At 63.9% G+C, this 26,824-nt stretch carries 19 protein-coding genes; 10 read left to right on the top strand and 9 right to left on the bottom strand.

Going from position 1 to position 26,824, the window contains the following annotated elements; genetic code table 11:
- The first annotated feature begins 427 nt into the window (after positions 1–427).
- Both U5A82_RS13765 and U5A82_RS13760 read left to right on the top strand, forming a co-directional pair.
- On the top strand, positions 428–1,579 hold the full coding sequence (locus tag U5A82_RS13765; RefSeq protein WP_326291420.1) for an FAD-dependent monooxygenase: 1,152 nt from the start codon (positions 428–430) through the stop codon (positions 1,577–1,579).
- Positions 1,576–3,087, top strand: a complete 1,512-nt coding sequence (locus U5A82_RS13760; protein ID WP_326291419.1) for an aldehyde dehydrogenase family protein — start codon at positions 1,576–1,578, stop codon at positions 3,085–3,087. The genes U5A82_RS13765 and U5A82_RS13760 overlap by 4 nt, the downstream gene beginning before the upstream one ends.
- A 75-nt stretch (positions 3,088–3,162) precedes the next feature.
- On the opposite strand, the gene U5A82_RS13755 is transcribed toward U5A82_RS13760, so the two are convergent.
- The 4 genes from U5A82_RS13755 to U5A82_RS13740 form a co-directional block, all read right to left on the bottom strand.
- Entirely contained in the window at positions 3,163–3,786 is a 624-nt protein-coding gene (locus U5A82_RS13755; RefSeq protein WP_326291418.1) for an isochorismatase family protein, read from the bottom strand.
- A 3-nt stretch (positions 3,787–3,789) separates the two neighbouring features.
- Positions 3,790–5,673 (bottom strand): hydantoinase B/oxoprolinase family protein, encoded by a 1,884-nt coding sequence (locus U5A82_RS13750; RefSeq protein WP_326291417.1) that lies wholly within the window; start codon positions 5,671–5,673, stop codon positions 3,790–3,792.
- Positions 5,674–5,684: 11 nt separating this feature from the next.
- Positions 5,685–7,742, bottom strand: coding sequence for a hydantoinase/oxoprolinase family protein (locus U5A82_RS13745; RefSeq protein WP_326291416.1), 2,058 nt, complete (start codon positions 7,740–7,742; stop codon positions 5,685–5,687).
- Between the two features lie 267 nt (positions 7,743–8,009).
- On the bottom strand, positions 8,010–9,518 hold the full coding sequence (locus tag U5A82_RS13740) for an aldehyde dehydrogenase family protein (RefSeq protein ID WP_326291415.1): 1,509 nt from the start codon (positions 9,516–9,518) through the stop codon (positions 8,010–8,012).
- Between the two features lie 197 nt (positions 9,519–9,715).
- Here U5A82_RS13740 and U5A82_RS13735 point away from each other — a divergent pair, with 197 nt between their 5' ends.
- The 5 genes from U5A82_RS13735 to U5A82_RS13715 all read left to right on the top strand — a co-directional run bounded on the left by U5A82_RS13735 (position 9,716) and on the right by U5A82_RS13715 (position 16,257).
- Positions 9,716–10,549 carry an IclR family transcriptional regulator domain-containing protein gene (locus U5A82_RS13735; RefSeq protein WP_326291414.1) on the top strand — a complete coding sequence of 278 codons (834 nt, stop codon included), beginning with the start codon at positions 9,716–9,718 and terminating at the stop codon, positions 10,547–10,549.
- Between the two features lie 85 nt (positions 10,550–10,634).
- On the top strand, positions 10,635–11,528 hold the full coding sequence (locus U5A82_RS13730) for an alpha/beta hydrolase family protein (protein WP_326291413.1): 894 nt from the start codon (positions 10,635–10,637) through the stop codon (positions 11,526–11,528).
- A gap of 159 nt (positions 11,529–11,687) precedes the next feature.
- Positions 11,688–12,593 carry a DUF1838 family protein gene (locus tag U5A82_RS13725; RefSeq protein ID WP_326291412.1) on the top strand — a complete coding sequence of 302 codons (906 nt, stop codon included), beginning with the start codon at positions 11,688–11,690 and terminating at the stop codon, positions 12,591–12,593.
- Positions 12,590–13,957: an MFS transporter gene (locus U5A82_RS13720; protein ID WP_326291411.1), complete on the top strand. Its 1,368-nt coding sequence runs from the start codon at positions 12,590–12,592 to the stop codon at positions 13,955–13,957. The genes U5A82_RS13725 and U5A82_RS13720 overlap by 4 nt, the downstream gene beginning before the upstream one ends.
- A gap of 47 nt (positions 13,958–14,004) precedes the next feature.
- Positions 14,005–16,257 carry a beta-glucosidase family protein gene (locus U5A82_RS13715; protein ID WP_442802213.1) on the top strand — a complete coding sequence of 751 codons (2,253 nt, stop codon included), beginning with the start codon at positions 14,005–14,007 and terminating at the stop codon, positions 16,255–16,257.
- A gap of 193 nt (positions 16,258–16,450) precedes the next feature.
- Here the strand turns inward: U5A82_RS13715 and U5A82_RS13710 are convergent, their stop codons facing one another.
- The 4 genes from U5A82_RS13710 to U5A82_RS13695 form a co-directional block, all read right to left on the bottom strand.
- Positions 16,451–18,994: a TonB-dependent receptor gene (locus tag U5A82_RS13710; RefSeq protein WP_326291409.1), complete on the bottom strand. Its 2,544-nt coding sequence runs from the start codon at positions 18,992–18,994 to the stop codon at positions 16,451–16,453.
- A 392-nt stretch (positions 18,995–19,386) separates the two neighbouring features.
- Positions 19,387–20,667 carry an NtaA/DmoA family FMN-dependent monooxygenase gene (locus U5A82_RS13705; protein ID WP_326291408.1) on the bottom strand — a complete coding sequence of 427 codons (1,281 nt, stop codon included), beginning with the start codon at positions 20,665–20,667 and terminating at the stop codon, positions 19,387–19,389.
- The gene (locus tag U5A82_RS13700) at positions 20,664–21,599 is read right to left on the bottom strand and encodes an LLM class oxidoreductase (RefSeq protein WP_326291407.1); all 936 of its coding nucleotides are present in this window, start codon (positions 21,597–21,599) and stop codon (positions 20,664–20,666) included. The genes U5A82_RS13705 and U5A82_RS13700 overlap by 4 nt, the downstream gene beginning before the upstream one ends.
- A 14-nt stretch (positions 21,600–21,613) precedes the next feature.
- A complete protein-coding gene (locus U5A82_RS13695; RefSeq protein ID WP_326291406.1) occupies positions 21,614–22,921 on the bottom strand; it encodes a M24 family metallopeptidase in 1,308 nt (435 codons plus the stop codon).
- Positions 22,922–23,097: 176 nt separating this feature from the next.
- On the opposite strand from U5A82_RS13695, the gene U5A82_RS13690 reads away from it, so the two are divergent.
- The 3 genes from U5A82_RS13690 to U5A82_RS13680 are packed head-to-tail and all read left to right on the top strand — an operon-like array spanning position 23,098 to position 25,443.
- Positions 23,098–23,940, top strand: a complete 843-nt coding sequence (locus tag U5A82_RS13690; RefSeq protein ID WP_326291405.1) for an alpha/beta hydrolase — start codon at positions 23,098–23,100, stop codon at positions 23,938–23,940.
- Between the two features lie 41 nt (positions 23,941–23,981).
- On the top strand, positions 23,982–24,281 hold the full coding sequence (locus U5A82_RS13685) for a hypothetical protein (protein WP_326291404.1): 300 nt from the start codon (positions 23,982–23,984) through the stop codon (positions 24,279–24,281).
- 25 nt (positions 24,282–24,306) lie between these two features.
- Positions 24,307–25,443: a class I SAM-dependent methyltransferase gene (locus tag U5A82_RS13680; RefSeq protein ID WP_326291403.1), complete on the top strand. Its 1,137-nt coding sequence runs from the start codon at positions 24,307–24,309 to the stop codon at positions 25,441–25,443.
- Between the two features lie 70 nt (positions 25,444–25,513).
- Here the strand turns inward: U5A82_RS13680 and U5A82_RS13675 are convergent, their stop codons facing one another.
- Positions 25,514–26,824: an MFS transporter gene (locus U5A82_RS13675; RefSeq protein WP_326291402.1), complete on the bottom strand. Its 1,311-nt coding sequence runs from the start codon at positions 26,822–26,824 to the stop codon at positions 25,514–25,516.

The following is a 26,824-nucleotide window of genomic DNA, read 5'->3' as shown; positions in this document are numbered from 1 at the left end:
GCTCCGGAAACGCCAACGCGATTGCATACGTTCATTTCGAAGCGCAGCTTAAAACGCCACGCTGTATAAGAACCAGCCGACTATAAGCAGGCAGGTTACAGAACAAATACGGTCACCCAATAGATCGACGCGAGACATGCCAGTTCTCCTTCCCCAAAAGAGCGGTTTTCCGCAGGTCACGAGCAGATAGGATTCGCACTGACCCGGCCAGGAAAGTTCTATTCCATCCGACTGTCGGATATTCGATGGGGGTGGGATGCATTTGCCGATAGGTATTGAAGGCAGGAACGCGTCCCAACATGCAATCCGTGACGCCTTGATGGCGAAGGGGGCGTTATCCGCATGCCGGATAGTATCTTACCCGACATCGTGGGGTGCCAAAACGCCGTTCAAATGCCAGGATGTCCCTGTGATATAATGGTGAAAAATGGCTGCTTCTGAACATATCGTGATCGTTGGCGGCGGGATCGGCGGGATGACCGCTGCGACCGCGATCGCCAGGGCCGGGTTTCCCGTCACCCTGCTGGAAGCAGCGCCCCAATTCGGGGACATAGGGGCGGGCGTCACCTTGTCGCCCAATGCGATGAAGGGGCTGGACCATATCGGCATTTGCGAAGACGTCGCTGCGGCGGGGGTCGAACCGACGCGCCAACGCATCCAGCATTGGGAGGATGGCCGCACACTCATCCCGATCAATCGGGAAAGCCAGCGGGGAAAATACGGCGCACCCTATGTCACCGTGCACCGGGCCGACCTGCACGCGCTGTTGCTCAAGGCGGCGCGTGATGCTGGCGTCACGTTGCGCAACGACGCGGCGGCCGTATCCACGGAGGGGGCCAGCGTCATCCTGAAGGACGGAACGCGGATCACCGGGGACGTGATCGTGGGCGCGGATGGCGTGAAGTCGGTCGTGCGCGAAAGGTTCGAAACCAGGCCTGCCCACTTTACCGGCCATGTGGCGTGGCGGGCGCTCGTCCCGGCGGAAGGCGCCGTGAAGCCGCTGGCGGACTATCCAGGGATCCATATCGGGCCTGGGCGGATGGTCACCCGCTACCCGGTGCGCGGAGGCAAGTTGCTCAACATCGTCTTTTTCGCGCGGCAATCGGGCTGGACCGATGAGGGCTGGACCATCCCGGCAAATCCCGCCGATCTGGGGGCGGTCTTTGCCGGTTGGTGCGAAGACGTGCAGGCGTTGATCGGGGCGGCGTCGCAGGTGCCGCTGTTCAAATGGGCGATCAATGCAAGAGCGGCGTTGCCCGACTGGATAGTCGACGGCAATGTGACGCTGCTGGGCGACGCCGCGCATGCCATGACGCCGTTTCTGGGGCACGGCGCGGCCTGCGCGATCGAGGACGCCGTCGTTCTGGCGCGCGCGCTGGCGGCGGGCGGAACGGTCGAGGAGGGCTTGCGCCGTTACGTCGCGGCGCGCCATGACAGGGCAAGCTTCATCCAGGCCGAATCCAATGCCAATGCTGACCGGATGCAGGGTCAGGAAACCAAAAATTTCGGCCTGGGTGAGATGCGTGATGAGGAGTCTCTCGGGTTGTTCGATTATGATTGCAGGACGGTGCCGGTATGAATGACCGCGTGAAAGCGTTCGACGGCCACGCGATCGCGCCGGAAACGACAGCGTTTTTGAAAGGGCCACACCAACTGCTGATCGACGGGCAATGGGTGGACGGGCAGGGCGGCACGCGCGTAACCACCGACCCCGCGACCGGCATGCCATTGGCGACGGTACAATTAGGGGACGCGTCCGACATCGATCGCGCCGTCGCGGCGGCACGGCGCGCGTTCGACGGGCCGTGGCGCCGCATGACCGTGGCACAGCGAACGGCTCTGCTGTTTCGCCTGGCGCGGGTGATGGAAAGCAACAGCCAACTGCTCGCAGAACTCGACGTGCTCGACAATGGCATGCCGATGTTCATCGCGGGGCTGACGGTCGCCAACTGCGTCGAAATGGTCGATTATTATGCCGGTGCGATCATGCGGATCGAAGGGACGACCATCGCCCCACCGCGCCATGTCGCGGCCGAGACGGAGGCGCTGACCTATACGCTGCGCGAACCGGTGGGGGTGGCAGGACAGATCGTGCCGTGGAACGTCCCGCTGTCTACCGCTATCCTGAAGCTTGCGCCTGCCCTGGCGGCCGGATGCACCGTGGTGATCAAGCCGTCGGAGGAAACACCGCTGTCGATCCTTGCGCTGGGCGCGATGATCGGGGAAGCCGGCTTCCCCGACGGCGTGGTCAATATCGTCAATGGCCTGGGCGCCACGGCGGGCGCGCGGCTGGCCGAACATCCCGACGTGGACAAGATCAGCTTCACCGGATCAACCGCCACCGGCAAGCGGATCGTGCAGGCGGCCCTTGGCAATCTCAAGAAGGTATCGCTTGAACTGGGTGGCAAGTCGCCGGTGGTCGTCATGCCCGATGCCGACCTGGCGCTGGCCATCCCCGGCGTCGCGCTCGCTACCTTCTTCCTGCAGGGCCAGAACTGCATGGCGGGTACGCGCATCTTCGTGCACGAATTGATACATGATCAACTGATCGAGGGACTGGCTGCCTTTGCCGGGTCCATGGCGCTGGGCCACGGCCTGGCGCTGTCGACGCAGCAGGGGCCGATGATCTCCGACGCGCATACCGCCAAGGTGATGGGCTATATCGAAGGGGCAGTCGCCGCGGGCGCAAGGCTGGTCGCGGGGGGCAAGCGGCTCGACCGGCCGGGCAACTTCATTCAGCCGACGATCTTCACCGACACGACCCCCGACATGGCGGTGGTGCGTGAGGAGATTTTCGGCCCGGTCATGGCGGTGCAGCGCTTCGCCACCACCGATCTGGACGCCATTGCGGCGCTCGCCAACGATACGCCCTTCGGCCTGTCGGGCAGCGTATGGACCCGCGACCTGTCGACTGCCCACCGGCTGGTCGCGCGCATCCGCTCCGGCCATGTGTCGATCAACTGCCATGGTGCTGTCGGCACCAATATCCCGTTCGGCGGCTATGGCCAGTCTGGCTGGGGCCGGGAGTTCGGCAAGGAAGGGCTGGACGCTTATCTGGAAACGAAAGCCGTTACCGCTCGGCTTTAGACCTGCTGCAACCTCAACGAAAAGAGCCTGCATCCGACGCGAATGCAGGCTCTTTTCGTTTGGCGAAGGAAGACCTCAGCCTCCGATCAGTTCGATTGCTTTCGCTTCGCTCACCACTTCGGCATATTTGGCCTGAAGGTCGAACAGATTGGCCTCATGCGGGGCGGGGTGACGGTCGCCACAGGCTTCGCGCACCACGAAGGGCACGAACCCGTGCTGAAGCGCATCCAGAGCCGTCGCGCGGACGCAGCCGGATGTGGAGAAGCCGGTAATCAACAGCGTGTCGATCCCCTGCGCCGCCAGGGTAGAGGCGAGCGACGTGCCGAAGAAGGCCGACGCATATTGTTTCGACACGATCGTATCCGCATCGGCCGGTTGCAACGTATCAGGAAATGCGCCCATCGCCGACCCGCGCTGGAAGGCGGACAGGGCGGGCACCTTGCGGTAGAACAGCCCGCCGTCCGCGCCGCCGGGTTGATAGACGACATTGGTGAAGATCACCGGCATGCCCGCCGCCCGCGCTGCCGCGACCAGCCGTTCGTTGGATTCCAGCGCCACCTGGAACGCCGGGTCGTAGAGCGGCGATCCGGGCGTCAGATAGGCGACGACCACATCGACGATCAGCAGCGCGGGCTTGCTGCCGAAGCGGAGCGCGCCGTCAAACGCGCCCCGGTAGTTTTCATTGAGATCATCGGCCATGGATCACTCCGCCGCGATGGCTTCGGGAACGGCCCACAGGCGCTGGCGCGGCGCGGGGAGGCCGGTTTCCGCTTCGCAGTTGGCGCGCAGCTTTTCGATGTCCGGTCCGAAGTCGAACAGCATGTCGGGATCGCGCAGGTTGGACGCGACCATGCTGGAACGCAGGGCAGCGGTTGCCCCTTCGTCCACCTCGCCATCGACGATGACGACGCCGTAGACGCGCGCGCCCTGCACCGTCACCAGGCCCTGGCGGACTTCCTTCGCCACCAGTGCCGGGTCGCGCTTGAGCGGATCGCCCCAGCCGCCGCCGCCCCAGGTGATGAAATGGAGGATATCGCCTGCCTCGACCTCGAAATCCTCCAGCTTGTTGCCCAAGATCGTCTGGGTGCCATCGGGCTTTTCCAGGATCTTGCGCGCGCGGGCGCCCGGATGGCCGCCATTGACGCCCCATGGCGGCACGAACCAGCGGTCGTCATGGATGGCGATCGCGCCGGGTTCCAGGAAGCGGTAGGACATTTTGATGCCGTTTCCGCCCCGATGCAGCCCGGCGCCGCCCGAATCCGCGACGGTCTCGTAATTTTCGATGACCAGCGGAAAGTAACGCTCCAGAAACTCGTTGGGCACATTGGTGAAGCCCGGCCAGAGCGAATGGCCGTCCGGCCCGTCACCCAGCGGTCGGCCCGGAATGCCGCCGAAGCCGATCTGGAACAGCTGGAAATATTTGCCGTTCCTGTCCGTGCCCGAATAGAAGAGATGCGGCGAGGACGAGAAGCCGGCGGCGTTCAGGAATTCCGGCGTCTTCTGACCCAGCAGTCCGCCCAAAATGTCGAAGATGCGGCCCAGCGCATGGGTGCGGCCCGACAGGGCGGCGGGGAAATCGGGCTTGAGCAGCGACCCTTGGGGAATACGGACGTCGATCAGTTCGTAGAACCCGTCGTTGAACAGGATCTGCGGATCGAACACCATGATCATGTAGATGCCGAAGAACATCTTGAGCATGTTTTCGTTGAGGAAGAAGTTGATGGATGCCGGGCTTTGCGGATCGGTGCCGTCGAAATCCAGGATCACCCGCTCGCCTTCGCGCCGCATGGTGCAGCGGATGCGGTAGGGGCCGTAACCCATGCCGTCGTCGCAGATATAATCCTGGAAGCTGACCGGTTCCTCACCCACCGACGTGGCGATCAGATGCTTCATCGCGCGATAGTTGCGGGCGAGCAGTTCGTCGGTCGCCGATACGAACACATCGTCGCCGAAGCGTTCGGCCATTTCCACCACCCGGCGCGCAGCCACGCGGCAGGAAGCGATCAGCGCGTTCAAATCCGCCGAGCACCATTCGGGGGTGCGGACCTGGGTCATGATCAGCTTGATCAGATCGGCATTATATTCGCCGCGCCGATAGATTTTGATCGGCGGAATGCGCACGCCTTCCTGGAAGATCGAGGTGGCGTCGATCGGCATGGAACCGGCCACCTTGCCGCCGATGTCGGACTGATGCCCGAACATGGAGGTATAGGCGATCAGGCGCCCATCCTTGAAAACGGGCAGCAGGACGAGCCAGTCGTTGCAATGGCTGATCGCGCCGCCGACCGAATAGGGATCGGACAGCATGATCATGTCGCCATCCTCGATCGTGCCTTCGAACCCTTCCAGGAACGGGCCGATATAGGAGCCGAACTGGCCCACGATCATGCGCCCCTTGTGATCGGCGATCAGGGGGAAGGCGTCGCCCTGTTCGCGGATACCCGGCGACATGGCGGTCCGCACCAATGTGGCGTCCATTTCGACGCGGGCGTTGCGCAGGGCGTTCTCGATCACCTCCAGCGTGACCGGGTCGATGCGACCCGGGTTGAAGGGGGCGTCGTTGCTCTGAATGATGGTTGCAGGCATCGCTAAATCCTTCAGGCCTGGGTGGTCGGGTTGATGAGGATGTTGCCGACGCGGTCGACGGTGGCGGTGCAATCCGCCTCGATCAGCGTGGTGGAGTCCATCTCGGTGACGATGGCCGGGCCGGGGATGATGTCGCCCTGGCGCAGCTTGGCGCGATCGTAGATAACGGCAGGCCGGATTTCCCCGTCGATCCAGAGCTGGTGATCGCGAATCTTAGCGTCGATCGGGTCGCCATTGCCGACCGGCAGTTCGGCGGCCGGCAGGTCGAGCGCCTGACCCAACGCCACGGCGCGCAGGTTCACCAGTTCGTGCGCGGAGTCCATGTTGAAGGTGAACAGCCGCTTATGCTCCGCGTCGAACCGTGCGGTGATGCCAGCCAAGCCGTCCTTCGCCAGCGTTTCCGGATCGATCGACAGTGGCACTTCGAAGGCCTGGCCTTCATAACGCACGTCGATTTCGAACAGGCTGCTGATTTCCGATTCCGGCACGCCGTCCGCGATCAGGGCTTCGCGGGTCTGCGCTGCCATCTCGTCCAGGATGGTGCGGACTTCGGATTCCTGCGTCTCGCTGAACCGGCGGGAGAAGGAGCGGGCGGTTTCCGCGCGCATCTGGGTCGTGGCGTCGCCCAGCGCACACAGCACGCCGGGTGATACCGGCGATACGGCGGGCCAGCTGCCCATCAGGCGGGCGACCGCGTTAACGTGGATCGGACCGGCCCCACCAAAGCCCATGAGCGCGAAATCGCGGGGGTCATAGCCTTGCTGCACCGAGATCATGCGCAGCGCGCCGAACATATTCTCGTTCACGATGTCGATGATGCCGCGCGCGGCTTCGTAAAGGCCGATGCCCAGCGCGTCGGCGATGGTCTGTACCGCCTTTTCCGAACCGGCCTTGTCCAGCTTGAACGTGCCACCCAGCAGCGCTTCGGGCAGATAGCCCAGCACGACGTTGGCGTCGGTCACGGTGGGCAGCGTGCCGCCCTTGCCATAGGCGACGGGACCGGGCACCGCGCCCGCCGATTGCGGACCGACACGCAGCGCCTTGGTCAGTTCGGGCACATAGGCGATCGACCCGCCGCCCGCGCCCACGGTCTTGACGTCCAGGGCGGAGGCGCGGACCGACAGATGGCCCACCTCCGTCGTGCGAACGCGGCGCGCTTCCAGATTTTCGATCAGCGCCACGTCGGTCGATGTGCCGCCGACGTCTAGGGTCAGAATATTGCGGATGCCCGCATTCTTGCCGACCCAAAGCGCGCCGGTGACGCCGCCTGCCGGGCCGGACATGAGCAGCGCAACCGGTTGTTCTTCCGAGCTTTCCGACGACATGAGGCCGCCGTCGGACCGCAGCAGCGACAACTGACCCGCCATGCCGGAGTCACGCAGGCGGTCGCGCAGGTTGCGGACATAGCGGCTGACGACCGGACGCACCGATGCGTTGGCGACCGTGGTCAGGGTCCGCTCATATTCCTGCATTTCCGGCAGGACGATATGGCTGAGCGAGATCGGAATATCGGGCAGGATTTCGGCCGCCAGTTCGCCCACCCGCTTTTCATGCGCGCCGTTGATATAGCCGTTGACCAGGCTGACGGTCAGCGCTTCGACGCCGCGCGCCTTCAGCGCTTCCAACACGGCGCGAATGTCGGCATCGTCGATCGGGCGCAGTTCGTTGCCCTTCGCGTCCATGCGCCCCTTGATCTCGAACGTGTCCTCCAGCGCGGCGAGAGGGACGGGCTTGGGCCATACGATCCAGCCCGCCAGGCCGCCGGGGACGAAGCTGCGTGCGATCTGCATGATCTGGCGATAGCCTTCCGTCACGATCAGGCCGACGCGCGCGCCTTTGCCTTCCAGGATGGCGTTCGTCGCGACGGTGGTGCCGTGCAGGAAGATCTCGATGTCGGCTGGCGTGATGTCCGCCTTTCCGCAAATGGCGGTGACGCCATTGAGGATGCCTTCGGAACTGTCATGCGGGGTCGATGGCGTCTTGTGCCGCCAGAACGCGCCGCTTTCCTCTTCGAACAGCAGCAGGTCCGTGAATGTCCCGCCCACGTCAACGCCCAACCGATAGGCCATAAGCACCCCATATCAAGCGGCCACCGGATAGGGGCGTCATCCATGACAAGGATGCAGCGCTATACCGTGAGGCCGGATTACCGAAATCGTCGCGGTCCCGTGGGACCATCGCCTGAGCACAACCGACTGCATTGTCAGGGGCGGAGCCAGTGTCCGGCGATATTTGACCGCCATGCGAGCAGGCGGGGCGATTTGACGCAAGAACGCAACGGCCCGCGCCCCTGTAGGAGGTGCGCGGGCCGAAGATGGGACTCTAGTCGCCGGGGTTCAGATGACGGCGCAGACGGTCTTCCACTCCAGATAGCTGTCGAGCGCTTGCCGTCCGCTGTCGCGTCCCCAACCGGATTGCTTGATGCCGCCGATCGGCAAGGTGGCGTCATACATGGCGTGGCAGTTGATCCAGACGGTCCCGGCATGGATCGCGCTGCTCATACGGTGTGCCGTCGAGAGCAATTCGGTCCACACGCTGGCGGCCAGGCCATATTGGCTGTCGTTGGCCGCCGCGATCACTTCGTCCGTGTCGTCGAAGCTTTGGGCGACCAGCACGGGGCCGAACACTTCTTCCTGCACGATCGCCATGTCGGGGCGGACATCGGTAACGAGGGTGGGGGTGATGAATGTACCTGCGTCGCCCAAGCGCTCGCCGCCCGTCACGATGCTCGCCCCGTCCGCGCGGGCGCCGTCGATGAAGCCCGCCACCCGTTCGGCATGGCGGGCCGACACCAGCGGCCCCATCTGCGTCGCCGCATCCAGGCCATGGCCCAACGCCAGGCCTTTTGCATAGGCGGCGACACCCTCGATCACCTGATCCCGGATGCTGCTATGCACGTAAAGGCGCGATCCGGCGATGCACACCTGGCCGCCATTGAAGAAGATCGCGTTGGCGACCCCGGGAATGGCGAGGCTGAGGTCGGCGTCGGGCATGACGATGGTGGGGGATTTGCCGCCCAGTTCCAGCGTCACGCGCTTGAAATCGATCTTGGCCGCGTCGAGGATCGCGCGGCCCGTGGCGGTGGAACCCGTGAAGGCGATTTTGTCGACGCCCCTGTAGGTGGACAGCGCCGCGCCGGTGGTGGCGCCAAGGCCGGTGACGATGTTGAGCACGCCCGCAGGCAGGCCCGCCTCCATCATCAGTTCGCCCAGCCGCAGCGCGGTCAGCGACGTGTCTTCCGCAGGCTTGAGCACAAGGGTACAGCCTGCGGCCAGCGCCGGGGCCAGTTTCATCGCGGTCAGCACCAGCGGGGAGTTCCATGGCACGATGGCGGCGACCACGCCCACCAACTCGCGCACGGTCCAGGTCGACACCTGCTTGCCCTGCGGCTGATAGTCGATCGAACTGTTGAGCGTCTGCCCCTCGATCGCCATCGCCTGTCCTGCAAAGAAGCGAAACTGGTTCACGGCGCCGGGGATCTCCGCCCAACGGCCTACGAACAGGGGTTTGCCCTGATCCAGCGTCTCCAGTTCCGCCAGTTCGTCGATATGCGCTTCGATCAGGTCGGCGATGGCCCAGAGGATGCGTGCGCGCGCGACGGGCGTGGTGGCCCGCCACCCCGGCAGCGCCTTGCGCGCGGCCGACACGGCTTCATCGACGTCGGCGGTCGACGCATCGCTGATTCGCGCCAGTTCCTTGCCGGTTGCGGGGTCCAGCGTAGCGAGCGTGCCGCTCCCTTGGGCGTCCCGCCAGCTGCCGTCGATCAGCAAGCCGCTGCCCGCACCGCGTCGCGCAAGGAAGGCCTCTGTATCGGGGCGTAGGGCCGGGCGGGAAATGTGCAGCATGATCATGTCCTTGCAGATGGGGCGGAGATCGCGGTGGAGACTGCAACAGCTAGACGGACAGCCCGCCACCCTCACGCCATGCGTTGCAGAGCTTCGGCAGGCGAACAACGCTGTTGGTTCCATAAGGCGGCGACAAAGAGACAATCTATCCGACAGGCGGATAAACGTTGCCGCACTATCCGATCTATGAGAATTTCATGATCCCTTATCTGCAACGGAAATGTCATACGGGAGTCGCATATATGGAAAAGGGTGTCCCTATCCGGTCTATCAGCCGGTCCATTTCAGCGTTGCGGGCCATCAATCAGCATGGCTCGCTTTCCATGATGGAAATTTCTCGCGCATCCAAAGTGCCTTATCCCACCGCATGCCGGATCGTGCAGACCTTATTATATGAAGGTCTGATCGAACAGGAGCCATCGCGTAAACGCTATCGCGCCACCGCCATGGTCCAGACATTGGCGCAGGGTTTCCAGCATGGCGACCATCTCGTCAACATCGCCCGCCCGCATATCTTGGCGCTGACGCAGGAGGTGGGCTGGCCGATTTCGATCGCCATTCGCGTGGGCCGCCGCATGATGCTGCGCGACAGCACCCACGCGAACACGTCGCTCACGTTCGAAAATTACTATCCCGGCTTCACCTTGCCGATCCTGGACAGTGCGTCTGGCAAATTGTCGCTCGCCTTCGCACCGGATGAGGACCGCGAAATGATCCTCAACTGGATGCGCGTGTCGCAGGATATCGACCTTGATTATCTGAGCACGGCAGAGGCTAGTCTGGACGTGGCGAAAATCCGGCAGAATGGCTTTGCCGTCCAGGGTCGCAATCATTTCAACCGCACGCCTGGCAAGACCAGTTCCATCGCCGTGCCGATTTTCTGCGACGGCGTGTTCGAAGCGGCGATGACGATGGTGTTTTTCGTGACCGCCATGAAAATCGATGCCGCGCTGGAGAAGTATCTGCCGGTGCTGACATCCTACGCGGCGGCCATCAGCCGCGACCTGAGCGAACCGACAGGGCTGGCTTAAGGGCGCGGCCGCAAGCAGTGGTCGCCTGCCGGACAAGCGCCGCTTGCCACTATGGCCGGTGCGTCGCCCGGATAGGTTGCCGATCATGAGCTTCGACCGTTCCCGGCGCGAGATTTTGGCGGCAACCATCGCCAGTCTCGCTTATGCGCATCCCGCGATTGCGGCGTCGACCGCTACGGCCAGACAGTTGACGCTGGATGGCCCGGATGGCAGGGCGATCCCGCTTTGGCACTGGACGCCGCGCGGTCGGCCGATCGGCACGATCGCCTTTTCCCATGGCGCTGCATCCGCGCCTTGGAAATATGATCGGTTGATCGGCCCGTGGGTCGAGGCAGGCTATGCAGTGTTCGCGCCGCTTCATGTGGATTTAACCAACCATCCCCGCACCGCCGAATTCAAGGGACTGGCGAGTTGGAAAGCGCGGATCGAGGATATGCGCGCGGTGTCGCGTCATATCGGTGGACCCTATATCGCGGCGGGCCACAGCTATGGCGGGCTGACCGCTCTTACCTTGGGCGGCGCGGAAGCGGTGGTGCCGGATGGCGTAAAAGCGCCCTTGCGTGATCCTTCGGTCATGGCGGTCGTCGCCTTCTCGCCGCCCGCGCCCATTCCGGTTCTGATCACGGCGGCAGGCTATGGGGCCTTGGCGGTGCCCGCGCTAGTCCAGAGCGGGACCGCCGACTTCCTGCCGGGTATGGATCAGACCGGCGAGGGATGGCGCGGACATCTGGCGGCTTATGATGCAGCGGCGCCGGGCGGGAATCGCTATGCGATGGTTCTAGACGGGGTCGACCATTATTTCGGCGGTGCGATCTGCGAACCCGATCGTCCCGGCCCGCCCAAATTTCGTGAAATAGCGGATGCCGCCCAACTGTCCGCTTTGTTCATGCAGGCGTTCGGCAACCGGTTGCAGCCCGCCCGACGCAAGCTGGATGCGCGGATCGGGCGGCGCGATGGCATTGAAATCAGTCGCAAATAGCGGGCTTTTCTGCCCGGATCGTTTCATGTGAGTAGGGGAATATAGACCATGACAATGGATGGAATCACGCGCCGCCAAGGCTTAGGTCTGGCGGCTGTCGCTGCCGGTGCAATCGCCGCACCGCGCGTCGCTGCCGCGGCAAACTCAGTGCCTTCGTTCGTGACGAAAATCGATTTCAAGGATCCCATCTGGAATCGCGACACCTATGCCCGCCTGGACGGCGATCTCGATCCGTCGAAGGAGAAGATCGGCTGGCTCAAGGGCAAGGCATGGGGCGTGCGCGACAATGAAAAGGTCCGGCCGCTGTTCGGCGTCGAAGGGTTCAGCGTCGTGCGCGTCAAGAAGCTGGAAGACGGCGGATGGCGACGGATGCTGCGCGAGATCGTCTTCTATCGCGATCTGGAAAGCGGCGAAATTCTGAAGACCTGGCGCAATCCCTACACCAATGAAGACGTTCGGGTCGTTCCGATCGCCAACGATCCGTTCAACTTCACCATCAGCGAATTCGTGCCAGAACCGCCATCTTATGGCGGGTTGCAGAAGGGCGCGCCTGTCCGCAAGCCGTTCCTGCTCGACTGGAGCACCGGACCGGACGATACGCTGGTGTGCCAGACCGGCATCGACATGATGTATCCCAACGCGCTCCAGCCGGACAAATGGCCGCGCGAAAGCTCGGGCGTCATGAACCGCGTGTCGGAACAGTTCATCTATTCGGTCAAGCGCGCCGACGTGCTCAACCCCCGTTTGACGCATCTGCCGCATGTCGGCGCATGGCAACGCATTACCCCCTGGCTGCCATGGATGCTGATGGGCCAGGCGCCGGGCCATATCAGCTACCTGACCAGCTTCGGCACCATGCCGTCCATCGAATCGCTGCCCGCCGATCTGGTGGCCACAGCGCGGGCAATGGACCCCAAATGGCTGTCCGCGCCCACGACCGATTACGGCCCGTCCCTGTCCAGCCTCGAAAACTACGCGCGCGAACAAAAGCCCGCGCCCGTGCCCGCCGGCTGGTCGCCGCCGCAGCCACCCGCCGCACCTACAGCCGGTCCGGGCGCACGATGACCGGCGCGGCCGCCATTGAGGGGATCACACCTGCCGGGAAAAGCGAAAACGCGCTCGGCCTTGGCGGCCAGCTGGCCTATGGCGCAGGACAGGTTGCGGGGCAGGTGTTCCGCGATCTGCCTTCGCTCCTGCTGTTATTTTTCATGACGACGGTGCTGGGTATCCAGCCCGCCGTTGCCGGAGCGGCGATCTTCGTGCCCAAGATGATCTGGGGCATCGGCAGCGACATCGCCGTGGGTGTCCTGTCCGATCGCTGGCAAAGACGCATCCACCGACGCTGGTGGCTGCTGGCGGGCGCGCTGGGCGCCCCGGTCGCCATGCTGCTGCTGTTCCATGTGCCCGAAGGCTCCACCAGCCTGCGCATCGCCTATGTCGCTGCCACGTTCAGCCTCTACATGATCGTCTTCGCCAGTTTTTCAGTGCCCTATCTGGCGCTGGCGGGCGAACTCACCGCATCGCCACGGGAACGCAACGTCCTGATGGCGTGGCGGTTGGTCTTCACTGCCGTTGGCGTCATGGTGTCGGGCGGATTGGCGCCCGCGCTGGTCCAGCATTGGGGCGGCGGGCAGGCGGCCTATGAATCCATGGCGCTGGTGCTGGCCGTGATCTGTCCGGTCGCCTTGCTTTGCGCCTTTTTCGGCGCTAGCCGCGCTGCTCGAATACAACGCAATGCCCCGCCTTCCGCGCCGCGCATTCGGTTGACCGTGCGGGAAGCGATGACGGTGCTGTCGCACCGGCGCTTCTCCGTACTGCTCTCGGCTAATCTGCTGCAACTGATCGGGCAGGGCATGTCCTATGCCTCGATGCTCTATTTCCTGTCCTACAATATGGCGCGAACGGATGCGCTGACGCTGATCGGCGGCTTGGTCCTGACCGCTTGCGCCGGGATCGTGGTCGCCCAGCCGATCTGGGTCGCAGCCGCGGCGCGTTTCGGCAAGCCGCGCTGCTATGCCGCTGGTGCGATCATCCATGGCGCTTTCTACGGGCTATGGGCGTTGGGCGCGCATTGGGGCGCGGCGGCGGCGCTGTTCTTCTCCTTCGCGTCCGCCATCGGCAATTCGGGCTGGGCGATGCTCGGCTTTTCGCTTGTCGCGGATATTTCGGCGGAAGATGAGCGCCATGCCGGTCTCTATTCCGCCGTGTGGATCGCGGCCGACAAGATCGCGTTCGCGCTGGGCGGCACCCTGTTGACCGGGCTTATCCTGTCGGGCTTCGGCTTCGACGCGGCGCGCGCGGTTGCCGGACTGCCGCAATCGACCAGCGCGTTGACGGGCGTCATGATCGCCTTCGGCCTGCTGCCCGCTCTTCTCAATTTCAGCGGTGCGATCATCATGGGTCGTTCGAGCCTTTCGCGCGCCGTTTGAGGCGCGCTCCTTTCATCCTGATATTTCGGAGACTGGCCATGGCTGGCATGATCCCTCGCTTGGTGTCGTCCTGTGCGCTCGGCGCGCTGCTGTTCGCGTCCGCGCATGCGCAGGAGGTGGGGCAGACGCCCGATCAGCGCGCCGAGGCGGCGCTGAAGCAGATGACGCTCGATGAAAAGATCGCGATGCTGCACGGCAATTTCGGGTCGGTCTTGCGCAAGACGCGGCCGGACGAAAAGCGCATCGGCGCGGGCTATGTGCCGGGCGTCGCGCGTCTGGGCGTACCCGAATTATATGAAAGTGATGGTGGCCTGGGCGTCGGCAACGGCGGATCGATGCGGCCGGGCGATGTCGCCACGGCCCTGCCGTCGGCGCTGGCGATCGGCGCAAGTTTCGATCCCGCCATCGCCCATGCGGGCGGTGCGATGATCGGTGCAGAGGCGCGGGCGAAGGGTTTCAACGTGCTGCTGGCCGGTGGCGTCAATCTGACGCGCGACGCCTGGGGCGGCCGCAACTTCGAATATTTCGGCGAGGATGTGTTGCTCAGCGGCGTCATGGGTGGCGAAAGCATCCGCGGCATCCAGTCCAACAACATCATCGCCACGGTGAAGCATTTCGCGCTCAATTCGCAGGAAAGCGGCCGCTATGTTCTCGACGCGCGTATCGGCGAAGCCGCGCTACGCGAAAGCGACCTGCTCGCCTTCCAGATCGCGATCGAACGCGGCCAACCCGGTTCCGTCATGTGCGCCTATAACAAGGTGAATGGCGATTGGGCTTGTGAGAACCCGTTTCTGTTGACTGACGTGCTGCGCCGCGACTGGAACTATCCAGGCTTCGTCATGTCGGATTGGGGCGCGGTTCATTCGACGGTCAAGGCCGCCAAGGCCGGGTTGGATCAGCAGTCGGGACAGGAGCTGGACAAGGCCGTCTATTTCGGCCCTGCGCTGAAGACCGCCGTCGAAGCGGGGGATATCTCGCTGCCGACCATCGATACGAAGGTTCGCCGCATCCTGCGCACGATGTTCGCCAGCGGGATCGTCGATCGTCCGGCACCTACCACGCCGCAACCGATCGACTATGCCGCCCACGCCGTCGTAGCCCAGCGCGCGGCCGAAGCGGGGATCGTGCTGCTGAAGAACGACCGCGATACGCTCCCGCTCGCCCGTAACGCCAAGAAAATCGTCGTCATCGGCGGCCATGCCGATATCGGCGTTCTGTCGGGCGGCGGATCGTCGCAGGTGCAGGCGGTCAGCGGATCGCCACTGCGCGTGCCGATCCCTAACGGGCCGAAGAATTTGAGTTTCATCAAGACGACCTATCAGGGCAACGCCCCGCTCGCCGCGATCCGCGCGCGCCTGCCGCAGGCCGATGTGATCTATCTGGATGGCCAGGACATCGCCGCTGCCGCTGCCGCCGCGCAGGGGGCCGACGCTGTGCTGGTCTTTGCCGAACAATGGCGCACCGAGGCGCTGGACATCGAAACGCTGGCGCTGCCCGGCAATCAGGACGCGCTCATCAAGGCCGTCGCCGTCGCCAACCCGCGCACGACCGTCGTCCTGCAAACCGGGGGCGCGGTGCTGATGCCGTGGCTGGGCCAGGTCGCGGCAGTAGTCGAAGCCTGGTATCCCGGCGATCGCGGCGGCGAAGCCATCGCCCGTATGCTGCTGGGCGAAGTCGATGCTTCAGGCCGCCTCCCGCTCAGCTTTCCTGCGCATGACCGGCAGCAACCGCGCCCGGACATACCGGGTCTGGCGAACGTCAAGGCGGCGATGATAGCCGAAGCTAGCAAGCCGCCGACGCAGGGTGCGACGACCATCGACATCAGCGGCGGGGTGGAGGGCTTCCCGGTCGATTATGCCGAGGGTGCGGATGTGGGCTATCGCTGGTTCGAGCAGAAGGGGGAAGTGCCGCTTTTTGCCTTCGGTCATGGACTGTCCTACAGTCGCTTCACCTATTCCGGTCTGACGGTGAAGGGCGGTGCGCAGCCGACATTGCGTTTCACCGTACAGAATGTCGGGAAGCGCGCCGGGATCGACGTGCCCCAGGCTTATGCCGCCGTTGCCGACGCTGATGGCAAGTCGATCCGCCGACTGGTAGGTTTCGAACGGGTGAAACTCGATCCAGGCGAGCGCCGTACGGTGACAGTGGTGGTGGATCCCCGGCTGATCGGCCATTTCGATGCTGACGCCCGGGTCTGGAAGATCGGTGGGCAAGCAGTGACGTTTAGCATCGGGCGCGACGCGACGAGCATGGTCCTTAATCGCAGTATCAAAATCCCTGCATTCACGCGTAAACCCTGAACCTCGATAAGGCGTTTGCCTGCATGAAAAAGGGGGAGAGCCGGTGGTCCGGTTCTCCCCTTTTTCGTCTCGCCGGAACAGGCCGGTCGCGCCAAACGATGCGACATCTCGTCCGGCAAGGCTTCAACAAACAAAGGAAAGGGCGCGGCTGCTTTCGCAACCGCGCCCGTCCTCCTGCGATTATGCTTATATCTTAGAACTTAAACTTCGCCTGCACACCGGCAGTCCGCTTTTCACGCAGACCCACGATCACCGCAGAGAAGGTGCTGGTATATTGGAAGCTCGGCGTGAACAGGAACTGGTCGCCGATCGAGGTATAGGCATCGTTGTTGAGCGCGTTGTTGACGAACGCTTCCAGCGAGAATGCGCCGATGGTCACCCCGGTCCGCAAGTTCACATTATAGAATTTGGGCGTGCGAACGATGTTAGCCGCGTTGGAATAGACGCCTGACTTATAGACATAGTCCGCACGGGCGAACCAGGTCGAGGCGTCCTGACCGCGAATGTCGCCGCCAAACTGGATGCCGGCGCTCGCCGACCATTTCGACGTGTTGGGCATCTCATTGCCGCTATAGTCGAAAATGCCCGACAACTGGCTGACCGTCGGCGAGACATAGTCGTTCAGCTTGGAGTCGTTGAGCGAGCCTGCGCCATTCAGGGTGATGAGGTCGTTGACGGCGAAGCTGCCCTCGAACTCGATGCCCTTCATGTCCACGCTGCCGGTGTTCGCCGTACCCTGGACCAGCTGGGGCGTACCCGTGTTGGGGTCCAGAATAGCAAGGGCGATCGAGTTGATCTGGTCCTTCCATTTGGCGAAATAGCCGTCCAGCGCGTAGCGAATTCGACCGTCGAGCAGCTTGCCCTTGATGCCGATCTCGTAGTTGGTGACCTTCTCAGGCTTGACCGAAACGCCGATGCCAGCGGCGATGGCCGCGTTGACCGTTGCGGTTGGCGCAGTGAGGAAGCTGGTATTGAACCCGCCCGGGTTCACGCCCTTGGCCCAGGAAGCATAGACCATCGTGTTTCGATCAAAGTCATATTGGGCGATGAGGCGGGGCAGGAAATTCTTGTAGGTGCCGCTCAGCAATTTGTCGCCAAAAGCGTAGAAGCCTGGAGGGGCGATCGCGGCGTTGGTGACATTCAGACCGGTCGGCTGGGCATAGGCATAGAGCTTGTCGATCTGGTAACGGCCTTCGGCGTTGATCGTCAGCTTGTCGAAGAATTTATAGGACAGGGCAAAGAAGGCGCCCTTGGTCCGCGACTGGGTCTTGCCTGCCGTGCTGGCGACGACATTGGTCAGCACACCGGCATTGCCGCCCAGGTCGCTCGTGACCCAGTTGTTCAGATAGCTGGCGCCGATCGTTGCGCGCAGCGGGCCGCCATTGTCGAAGGACAGACGGCCTTCCTGCGAGAAGTCGCTATTCTTGCGTTCGATCAGGAACGGGAAGTTCCAATAGTTGACGCCAGCCGCTGCCGCTGTTGCCGTCGCTGCCGGAGTGGCGAAGTTGACCTGATCGGAACCCCAATTGTCCAGATCCACCAGCGTGCTGTAGAGTTCGCGGTTCATCGACGTGATCGACGACAGCGTCAGGCCGGTGTCGCCAATTTCATAGTCGGCGGCCAGATGCAGATGGTAGAATTTGCGGTAAAGGCCGAAATTCTGCACGCCTTCATCGCCATCAAGGATGCGGCCGGTCGATTTGGCGAGCCAGCTCTTGATGTTGGGGGTCAGTTCGTTGTTGATCGCCGGACCGGTGGCGCTCAGCTTGGGCGTAACGCCGCAGATGAACGGACGGTTGACCCGAATGCTGGCGCCCGCCGATCCGACGGTCCCGGACTGCACGCCGCTGATCGTGCAGTTGGATTGGTTGGTCACGACCGTCCTGCCGTTCTTGTCGGTCAGGCCATAGGCCGCGATCAGCCCCTGTGCCGCTGGACCGTCATGATCCTCCGAATAGAGGCCGAATGCCTTGATGGTCAGGCCGGTGACCGGCTTTGCGACGATCAGGGCGTTGATGCTCTTGCTGGATTGGTCGCCCAGCGTGTTGGTCTTGACCGGACCGTTCCGGCTGCCATTATATTTGTTGGTGTAGGATCCGTCCTTGGCGAACTTGTCGGCGCCGATGCGGAAGGTAAGGGCTTCGCCAAAGATCGGCCCTTCAAGGTCGGCATGGAAACGATAATTGCTGCGCGTGCCGCCCATGGCCAGGATCGACCCGTGCCATTCGCCGGTCGGTTCCTTGTTCACCACATTGACCGCGCCGGCAAAGGTGTTACGGCCGAAATAGGCGCTCTGCGGGCCTTTGAGGACTTCAATACGCGCCGGGTCGGTGATCGAGCTGAAGGCGGTCGGCGACGATACCGGCGCGCCATCGATGAAGGTCGATACCGTTGTCGACAGCGATGTCGAGGGCGTGAAGCCGCGGACGATGATCTGCTGGAAGGAGCGATCGGCCCGGCCCGAACTATTGTTGTTGACGTTCATGCCGGGGGTGTTGGCGGCCAGATCGGCGACCGACGCGATGCCCTTCTTGGCAATGTCCTCGCTGGTCACGACCGACACGGCGACAGGCGTCTTCAGCACGTCTTCGGACCGCTTGCGCGCGGTAACGACAATCTCACCGGCTTCGGGGGCGTCAGCGGCCACCTGTGCCTGCAGTGGTGTCGTCGCGCACATCAGTGCCATGGCCGAGCACATCGTAGCTCGGATGACCGACTTCTTCCCCATCTCAATCATTGCCTTCCCCTTATGGAATACGAATAGAAAATCGAAAATTATGAATGCACCAAATTTGTCCTGATGCCGTATTCGATACCTAATCGCGCTAGCCATTGCTTCGCGCCCGTCGCGTCCATGATTCCTGCTCGGGCCGACATGTCTTTGCACATCTGTTCCCGCATATGAGATGCAGGTTTTTGACCTGTCCCATATATCCGTTGGACGTGAGGCAAGACTTTAGGAAAGGCAGGCTGGCGGCAATTTGCATCCCCTGATTCTCCGCCACGCGGACACAGGTATCGGCTCGTACAGCGCGTCATGATCGCGTAACATTGCCATGACGCAACCGGCCCCGACATCGGGTTGATGACGGGGCCGGATATAAGATAGGCGCGTATGAATCGCCGCGATTATCTGCGGGTCGACAGGCCCAGATGATTACGCAGCGTGGTCCCTTCATAGTCGGTGCGCAGCAGGCCGCGCTGCTGAAGCAGCGGCACGGTATGATCGACGAACAGGCGCAATTCCTCCGGCATGAACCCAGGTTGCAGGGTGAAGCCGTCGCACCCGCCTTCATCGATCCAATGGCCCATGCGGTCGGCCAACTGTTCGGCCGTGCCGACAAAGATGGCATGGCCGCGCGGCTGGCGCGCATAGCCACGGCAATAATCGGCGATCGTTTGGCCGCGTTCGACGCCTGGGGTCAGCATCCGCCGAATGTCCTCGGCCGGGAATTCGCATTCGGCGACGATGGTATCGATCGGGATCAGGTCCGACGCCGCGTGACGGGTCAGGTCGTAGCCGATGGATTCGCTCAGATATTCGATGCACAGGCCATCGTCCGCCATTTCCAGCAGTTCGCGCTCCTTGCGCTGCGCCGCCTCTTCGGTGTCCGCCAGGACGAAGGCGAGGCCGGGCATGATCTTGACGCCATCGGGATCACGTCCGGCGCGCGCCACGCGTTCGCGAATATCGTCGCGGAACGCCTGGCCCGCTTCCAACGTGGCGGCGGGGCAGAAGATCGCCTCTGCGGTACGTGCGGCGAAATCGCGCCCGTCGCCCGACTGACCGGCTTGCACCAGCACGGGTCGGCCCTGCGGAACATAGGGTGTGTCGAGTTGCCCTTCGACATCGAACCATTCGCCTTTGTGGCGAACGATCGGACGCGCCGGATCATCCACGGCATCCCATAATTGCGTCGTGACGTTCACGAACTCTTCGGCGCGGCGATAGCGCAGACCTTTTTCCATCAGGTCGCGTTCGCCGAAATTGGGTGCCGCATTGGGATGGGCGGTGGTGACGATGTTCCAGCCCGCCCGGCCGCTGCTGGCCAGATCCAGGCTGGCGAAGCGTTCGGCCACGCCCATCGGCGCATTGTAGGTCGTGGAAACGGTGGCAACCAGCCCGACCCGCTCCGTCACAGCGCCCATGGCCGACAAAAGAGTGAAGGGGTCCAGCGTCGGAATCGCCAGCCGTTCGGGCGTGCGCCCGGCCGCGTCGCGTCCCTGCAACTGGTCGCCAAAGACGATGGCGTCGAAGCGGCCCCGTTCGGCGAGGCGGGCGACATCCTCATAATAGGCCCGGTCGAATACCGAGCGGGGCTGCGCCAGTGGATGGCGCCAGCCGCCGGGATAGAAACCGATGCCTTGTAAGAAAGCCCAGATATGCAATTCGCGCGCGGGTTTGCTCATGCTGCGATGCTCCTGTTCGCGCTATGGGGCGTAGCCGGGACGGCCAGCGAAAGGCGCTCTCGCAGGGTCGCGCCGGTCGGCGGTGTGCCGGACGGACGCAGCGCCGCAAGGGCGGATGGCGCGTCGGCGGCGATGACATGGAAGCCGTCGGCGCCGATGATGGCGCCGGCCTGATCGATGGGACAGGCGCCTGCCACGACAGCGCTCGCCACCTTCGCCAGGATGCGCCCGCTAAAACCCCGCTCGCGCCAGGCGGCGATCGCTGAAGAAGTGCCGACTGCATCGTCGCCGCCGACCAGCAACAGGTCGGGCCGATAGTCCGGCGCGCGCAGGATGGCGTCCTGTTCATCAGCGACCAGTACCGGATAGCCTTGCGGAGGGCGCGCGGCGTTGAGCGGTCCCATCACATCGAAATGGGTGCCGCGATAATCCACGCGCCGCACCCGGCTCGTGTCCAGGTAACGGCCCGTTGCCTTGTCGATCACCAAAGCGTCGCCGTCCCAGCTGTCCCACAAGGCTTGTGTCGCGCGCACCATGTCGGCGGCTTTGGCCGGGATGTCGCTTGCGTCGATCGCATATTCCGCGCCGAAGCCGGTCGTGCGCAGCGATGTCGTGACCGCGCTGGGCAACCAGCCCATCGTGCCGCCCGTCAGGAAATCGGCTGCGGAGAGACCACGCGCGACATGGAAGGGCAGGCTGAACAGCGTCGGCAGCACCGCGACCAGCGCGACACCCTGCGCATCTCCCGCCAGGCTGGGCGCGCCGATCAGGGCGTCCAGCCGACCCGGCACGACCAGCGCGCCGTCCTGTCGCCCGAGCAAAAGCATATCGGCGCCCGCAGCCTTGCAGGCGGAAAGGTCGGCGCGCAAGCGCGCCATCAACTGGGGACCGGCGACGTCGGCGGCCAAATCTAGGCAAGTGGATAGGATCATAACAGTGTCCCGGTTCAGACTGTGACCAGATGGTCGGAAATGCTGTGGATCGGTTCGGCGCCATCGGCCGTGATAAGCATCAGGTCTTCGACATGGGCCGATCCGCCCAGTCCGGTTTCGACCACGGGGCAATCGACGCTCAGCACCATATTGGGTTGCAGCACCAGATCGTCCTTGCGGTAGAAGCCGCCACCGTCGAGCGATGGCTCGTCGGAATGCATCAGACCCACACTATGCGGACCGAAACCGATCAGATGGTCGAAGCCTGCCTTGCGCACCGCGTCAGCGCCGATCGCCACAATTTCTGAATAGCGCATGCCGGGCCGCAAGGCTTCGCGGATCGCCTGCCAACCGGTTTCCACCGCTCCCGCCGCCCGCCGCGCACTGGCCAGCGGTTCGCCCACGAAGACGGTGCGCGCATAGTCGCCATGATAATGCTGGAAGTGCCCCACGCCGTCCAAGAACAGGGTCTGGCCGTCGCGAACATGATCGCCGTCGATCAATTCGGTCGATACCCGATCGACGGTCATGAATACCGCCTGATTGTCGCGCCGCGCGCTTTCGATCGCAAACTGGCGACGCAACTCGCCATAGCCAGCGCCCGCCCGCACGCTGGCCATCACCGCGTCGACGGCGTCGGCATTGGCCTGGGCCGCGCGCCGCATCAGCGCGATCTCCAGCGGAGACTTGATGATCCGTATCTCGCGCAGGATGGTGTCGGCCGGACCGTAAGTGCCGGGCCGACCATGCCGATCGCATACCGCGGCGATCACGTCATGATCGATCGCGATCCGTCCGTCCCAAAGGCCCAGTTCGCGCATCGCTCCGGCCAGCGCGCCGCCCGCATTGCGGAAACGGCGGGTCGCGCCCACGCCGTCCATCCCGGCACGTCGCCGCTGTTCCACGTCGCCCCCGGCCTGCTCGCGCCGGTCGGTAAAGCCCCACATCGGCTGGAGATTGACCTCCGCCGTCCCGTCATTGTCGGTATCGGCGAACAGGAACGGCTGGAGCGCCGGTTGCAGCGCGCCATCGGCAAAGCTGTAATAATAGATGAAATCCGACGTTACGATGGCGGTCGGCCGCGCCGGATCGCGGGGCAGCAGGGCGAAAGTCGTAGGCGGATGACCAAGCTTGGTATTGGCGATCTGCGGCCAATAGCCCAATATGTGGAAGACGTTGATGGCGTCCCCCACGACGATGCCGTCCAGCCCGTGCCGGGCCATCACGTCCCGCGCGCGGTCCAGATTGATCGGGCCGCCATGCCGCAAAGCCATGCGCAGAGCCTCGTCGCCCGGATAGCCGATCGCGCTGATGGAAGCCATGATGCGTCCCGTTTCCTTCGCCATTTTTCCGATCCGTCCTGGATAGACCTGATCGCCCGACCCGCCGAAAGCGCCATCGTCGCTATCCGCCTGTCGGGAATCGGGGTGTGAAGGGCTGCGATAGGCTTTGCGGCGTCGCACTGTGTCAGCATGCACGAAATGGGAGCAGCATTGCAGTGAGCCAGCCGGTGGACAGGGCGTTTGTTCGCATTGCCGAAGGGCAGGTGCATCTGCATCGCATCGACGCGCCGGACGCGGACAAGCCGCCGGTGCTGCTGCTGCATGCCTCTCCCGCCTCGTCGCGCTTCATGGTGCCGCTGATGCAGGCGCTGGCCGACAGCCGCCGCATGGTGATCGCGCCCGACACGCTCGGCAATGGCGACTCGCCAGCACCGGTGGGCGATGCGCCCGATATCGGCTATTTCGCGAACAGCATGATCCGGCTGGCCGATGCCATGGGGATCGATCGCTTCGACGTCTATGGCAGCCATACCGGCGCGCGCATCGCGTGCGAACTGGCCGCCGCCTATCCGGACAGGGTGCGGCGCGCGGTGTTTGACGGCATTACCGAATATGATTCGGACGTGCGTCAGCGCATATTGGACAATTATGCCCCCACGGTCGCGCCGGATGATTATGGCCAGCATCTGGTCTGGGCCTTCAACTTCGTGCGCGATCAGGCGCTCTATTTCCCCTATTTCGACCGTCGTGCCGAAAACCGGCTGCCCGGCGACATTCCGCCGGCCAGCGTGCTGAACGATGTGGTGATCGATGTGCTCAAGGCGCTCGGCACTTATCACAAGCCCTATCTGGCGGCCTTTACCTACCCCGCCTTCGAGCGGATGAAGGCGATCGAGCGGCCCGTGCTCTTGCTCCGGGCGGCCAAGGAACTGGCGGTTTTGAACAAGGCGATCACCACCGCGCTGGAATCGCTGCGCAACGGCCGCAGCGTACCCGTTGAGTCGGACGCGGCGGCCAAAGCGGCCGCCATGCGCGAATTTTTCGATGCGGCCGACTGATTGCGGCCTACGATCGATGGCAAAGGACGAACAGGATTTTTATGACGCGCTCCACCAAAAGGCTGATGCCGATCCCCGGCCTCGACAAGGCCGACGAACAGACGATGGCGATGATCGTCGCGCTCACCAGCGAAGTCACCGTGTTGCGGGCGAGACTCGACGCGTTCGAGCGTATCGCCGAAGCGGCGGGACTCGTCAGCCGGGCCGACATCGACGCTTTCACCCCGGGGCCGGAAGCCGATGTCGAGCGCGCGGCGCAACGCCGCCGCACCCTGTCGCGCGTGTTTCGCGCGCTGCGCGAAGCGGGCGAGGCGGATCTTGCCGCCCAGCAAGCCGTTTGATCCTTTGCCTCTCCAGGAGCGAGCCATGAACGCACCCCACCCGATGATCCCCGAACCTTCGCACGACGAAATGGCCGAACAGCTGTTCGTGCGCGACCTCAAGCTGTTCGTCATGGGCGATCTTGAGCCGGTCCAACGCGAGATGGCGATGCAGGTCGCCGACGCCGTCGATGTCCGCGCCACCAACGATCCGGTCGGCAATCTGCGCAGCGAAATGATGGAGCGGCCCAGCTTCCGTCAATGGCTGGGCCTGCGGCGCGAATCGCAGCGGTTGCTGTGGGACGTGGTGGGCGACAGCCTCGATCGCCGCGCCGGTGAACTGGCCCAGCGCGCCGCCATCGCCGAACCCAAAGGATCGGTCCGCACCAACCCTGATTTTCGCGCGCCCGGCTATCTGGTCGATGGCGACGTTCACCTGATGCCCGGCGGCTATGAAGCCGATCCCGGTGAAGGATCGGTGGCGCAGGGCGCGCTGATGGACCGTGGCGGCGCGATCTACATGTTGGGGCGCAACGGCGGCTATCTCAACGACTTTCGCGGCCAGACGGCGATGGCCCATGTGCTGACCTGCTATCCCGATCTCGATCCCAAGCGGATCGTGGAACTGGGCTGCGGCGTGGGGTCGAGCACCGCGCCGGCCGCCGCCTGCTTCCCGGACGCAGAGGTGCATGGCGTCGACGTCGGCGCGTCGATGCTGCGCTATGCCCATGCCCGGTCCGAACGGCTGGGCGTGGCGGTCCATTATTCGCAGCAGAATGCGGAAAGCACCGATTTCCCCGATGGCAGCTTCGACCTCGTCTACACCTGTGCGGTGCTGCACGAAACGTCGCAGTCGGCGGTCATCAACATCCTCAAGGAAAGCCGTCGCCTGCTGCGGCCCGGCGGCGTCGCGGTGCATCTGGAAGTGCCGCTGCTGATGACGATCGGCTCGCTCTGGGACGAATTGTCGGCGGAGCTGGAGGCGGATTATAATAATGAGCCCTATTGGCGCGGTGCACTGACGGCGGATTATGAGGCGCTGATGCGCACGGCGGGTTTCGCTGAGGTTCGCACCGGCTACCAGCGCGCATCGATGGGCGCGGCGCGCGACGCCAACCTGCATTTCGGTCCCGACAGTGAAGGCGTCTTCCGCAGCTGGTTCGTCGCGTCCGGCCGAGCGTAACGATCACAGTATGATGTAAAAAGACCCGCCCTCTCGATAGGAGAGGGCGGGTCTTTTTATGCCATAGCCATCAGCGCGTAACGCGGTGGCACACCGTATAGAGCAGCGCCGAAGCGATGAAGGCCGGCACCGCGACATAAACGATGGCCGGACCGACCATCGTGGGATCGGCGAAAAGCCGGTCGGTCAGCAGCGCCACCAGCAATGGTCCCAAAGCCGCGCCGATGATGGTGTTCAGCAGCCCCGTCGCGGATACAGCGACGCCACGCATGTCGGCGGGCATCGTCGCCTGGAGCCAGGCCAGCGTCATCGTCCCCATGATCGCTGCCGCGCCGCCCAGCGTGCCGACCAGCAGGACGCAGGTCCACAGCGATGGCAGGGCGACCGAAAGGCAGAAAAGCAGGCCCAGCAGCGGGGCGAAGCGCAACAGGGACAATATGCCCCGCGTGCCATCCCGCTTGACGGCGGCATCGACCAGCGCGCCGCCGACCAGCGGCCCGGCGATCCCGAAGGCGAGCGATACTGGGCTGAGCATGACGGCGACGCTGGCGGCATCGACCGCGAACCGCCGCGACAGCATCACGACCTGCCAGCCGAATGCGGCGTAGGAGCCGAGGAAGAAGAGCGCGAAGCCGCCGTATAGCGACGCCAGCGACAGGCGATGCGCATTGAAATGGCGCGCGACCCCGCGCAACTGGCTGGTGTCGGCGGCGACGGCGACGCCCTTGCGCCTGGGTTCGCGGACGGTCAGGCAAGCCAATACCACGACAATGCCGGACAGACCGCACAGCACGAACATGGTGCGCCAGGGCGCAAGGCCGTCCAGCACGGGCACCCCGGCAAAGCCGTCGGCACCGGCATGTTTCAGCACCATGCCGGCGATCAGGAAGGACAGGCCCTGCGCGATCGACTGCCCCATCAGATAGACGCCGATCGCCCTGCCGCGCTTGGCCGAAGGAAACAGGTCGGCGATCAGCGAAATGGCGGCCGGCGCCAGCGCCGCCTCGCCAAGGCCCACAAGGATGCGGCACAGGAACAACGCGCCGAAACTATGGGTGAAGCCGCTGGCGGCGGTGGCGACGCTCCAAAGAGCGATGCCCGCCGCGACGAGGTTGCGGCGCGACATGCGGTCGGCGATGAAGCCCAACCACACGCCCACGACCGCATAGAACAGGCCGAACGCCAACCCCTGCAACAGGCTGATCTGCACGTCGCTCAGGCCGATGTCGGCTTTCACCGCATCGACCACGATCGACAATATGCCACGGTCGACCACCGACAGGATGGACGCGACGAACAGCAGGGCGACCGCCCACCAGGCGCGGGCGGGGCGATAGTCTTCCACGCCATGGGCGGTCGTCGCATCCATCATGCCGCTCAT

The sequence above is a fragment of the Sphingobium sp. CR2-8 genome, assembly GCF_035818615.1.
Taxonomy (GTDB): Bacteria; Pseudomonadota; Alphaproteobacteria; order Sphingomonadales; family Sphingomonadaceae; genus Sphingobium.
Note: the sequence above shows the minus strand (reverse complement) of the source record. Positions and strands in the feature narration are given on the sequence as shown.

What these genes read in the sequence shown, in the direction of transcription:
- U5A82_RS13675 (WP_326291402.1), bottom strand. Translation starts at nt 26,824, where the DNA reads ATGAGCGGCATGATGGATGCGACGACCGCCCATGGCGTGGAAGACTAT.
- U5A82_RS13730 (WP_326291413.1), top strand. Translation starts at nt 10,635, where the DNA reads ATGAGCTTCGACCGTTCCCGGCGCGAGATTTTGGCGGCAACCATCGCC.
- U5A82_RS13750 (WP_326291417.1), bottom strand. Translation starts at nt 5,673, where the DNA reads ATGCCTGCAACCATCATTCAGAGCAACGACGCCCCCTTCAACCCGGGT.
- U5A82_RS13720 (WP_326291411.1), top strand. Translation starts at nt 12,590, where the DNA reads ATGACCGGCGCGGCCGCCATTGAGGGGATCACACCTGCCGGGAAAAGC.
- U5A82_RS13700 (WP_326291407.1), bottom strand. Translation starts at nt 21,599, where the DNA reads ATGATCCTATCCACTTGCCTAGATTTGGCCGCCGACGTCGCCGGTCCC.
- U5A82_RS13685 (WP_326291404.1), top strand. Translation starts at nt 23,982, where the DNA reads ATGACGCGCTCCACCAAAAGGCTGATGCCGATCCCCGGCCTCGACAAG.
- U5A82_RS13755 (WP_326291418.1), bottom strand. Translation starts at nt 3,786, where the DNA reads ATGGCCGATGATCTCAATGAAAACTACCGGGGCGCGTTTGACGGCGCG.
- U5A82_RS13705 (WP_326291408.1), bottom strand. Translation starts at nt 20,667, where the DNA reads ATGAGCAAACCCGCGCGCGAATTGCATATCTGGGCTTTCTTACAAGGC.
- U5A82_RS13745 (WP_326291416.1), bottom strand. Translation starts at nt 7,742, where the DNA reads ATGGCCTATCGGTTGGGCGTTGACGTGGGCGGGACATTCACGGACCTG.
- U5A82_RS13765 (WP_326291420.1), top strand. Translation starts at nt 428, where the DNA reads ATGGCTGCTTCTGAACATATCGTGATCGTTGGCGGCGGGATCGGCGGG.
- U5A82_RS13680 (WP_326291403.1), top strand. Translation starts at nt 24,307, where the DNA reads ATGAACGCACCCCACCCGATGATCCCCGAACCTTCGCACGACGAAATG.
- U5A82_RS13695 (WP_326291406.1), bottom strand. Translation starts at nt 22,921, where the DNA reads ATGGCTTCCATCAGCGCGATCGGCTATCCGGGCGACGAGGCTCTGCGC.
- U5A82_RS13735 (WP_326291414.1), top strand. Translation starts at nt 9,716, where the DNA reads ATGATCCCTTATCTGCAACGGAAATGTCATACGGGAGTCGCATATATG.
- U5A82_RS13710 (WP_326291409.1), bottom strand. Translation starts at nt 18,994, where the DNA reads ATGATTGAGATGGGGAAGAAGTCGGTCATCCGAGCTACGATGTGCTCG.
- U5A82_RS13740 (WP_326291415.1), bottom strand. Translation starts at nt 9,518, where the DNA reads ATGCTGCACATTTCCCGCCCGGCCCTACGCCCCGATACAGAGGCCTTC.
- U5A82_RS13760 (WP_326291419.1), top strand. Translation starts at nt 1,576, where the DNA reads ATGAATGACCGCGTGAAAGCGTTCGACGGCCACGCGATCGCGCCGGAA.
- U5A82_RS13715 (WP_442802213.1), top strand. Translation starts at nt 14,005, where the DNA reads ATGATCCCTCGCTTGGTGTCGTCCTGTGCGCTCGGCGCGCTGCTGTTC.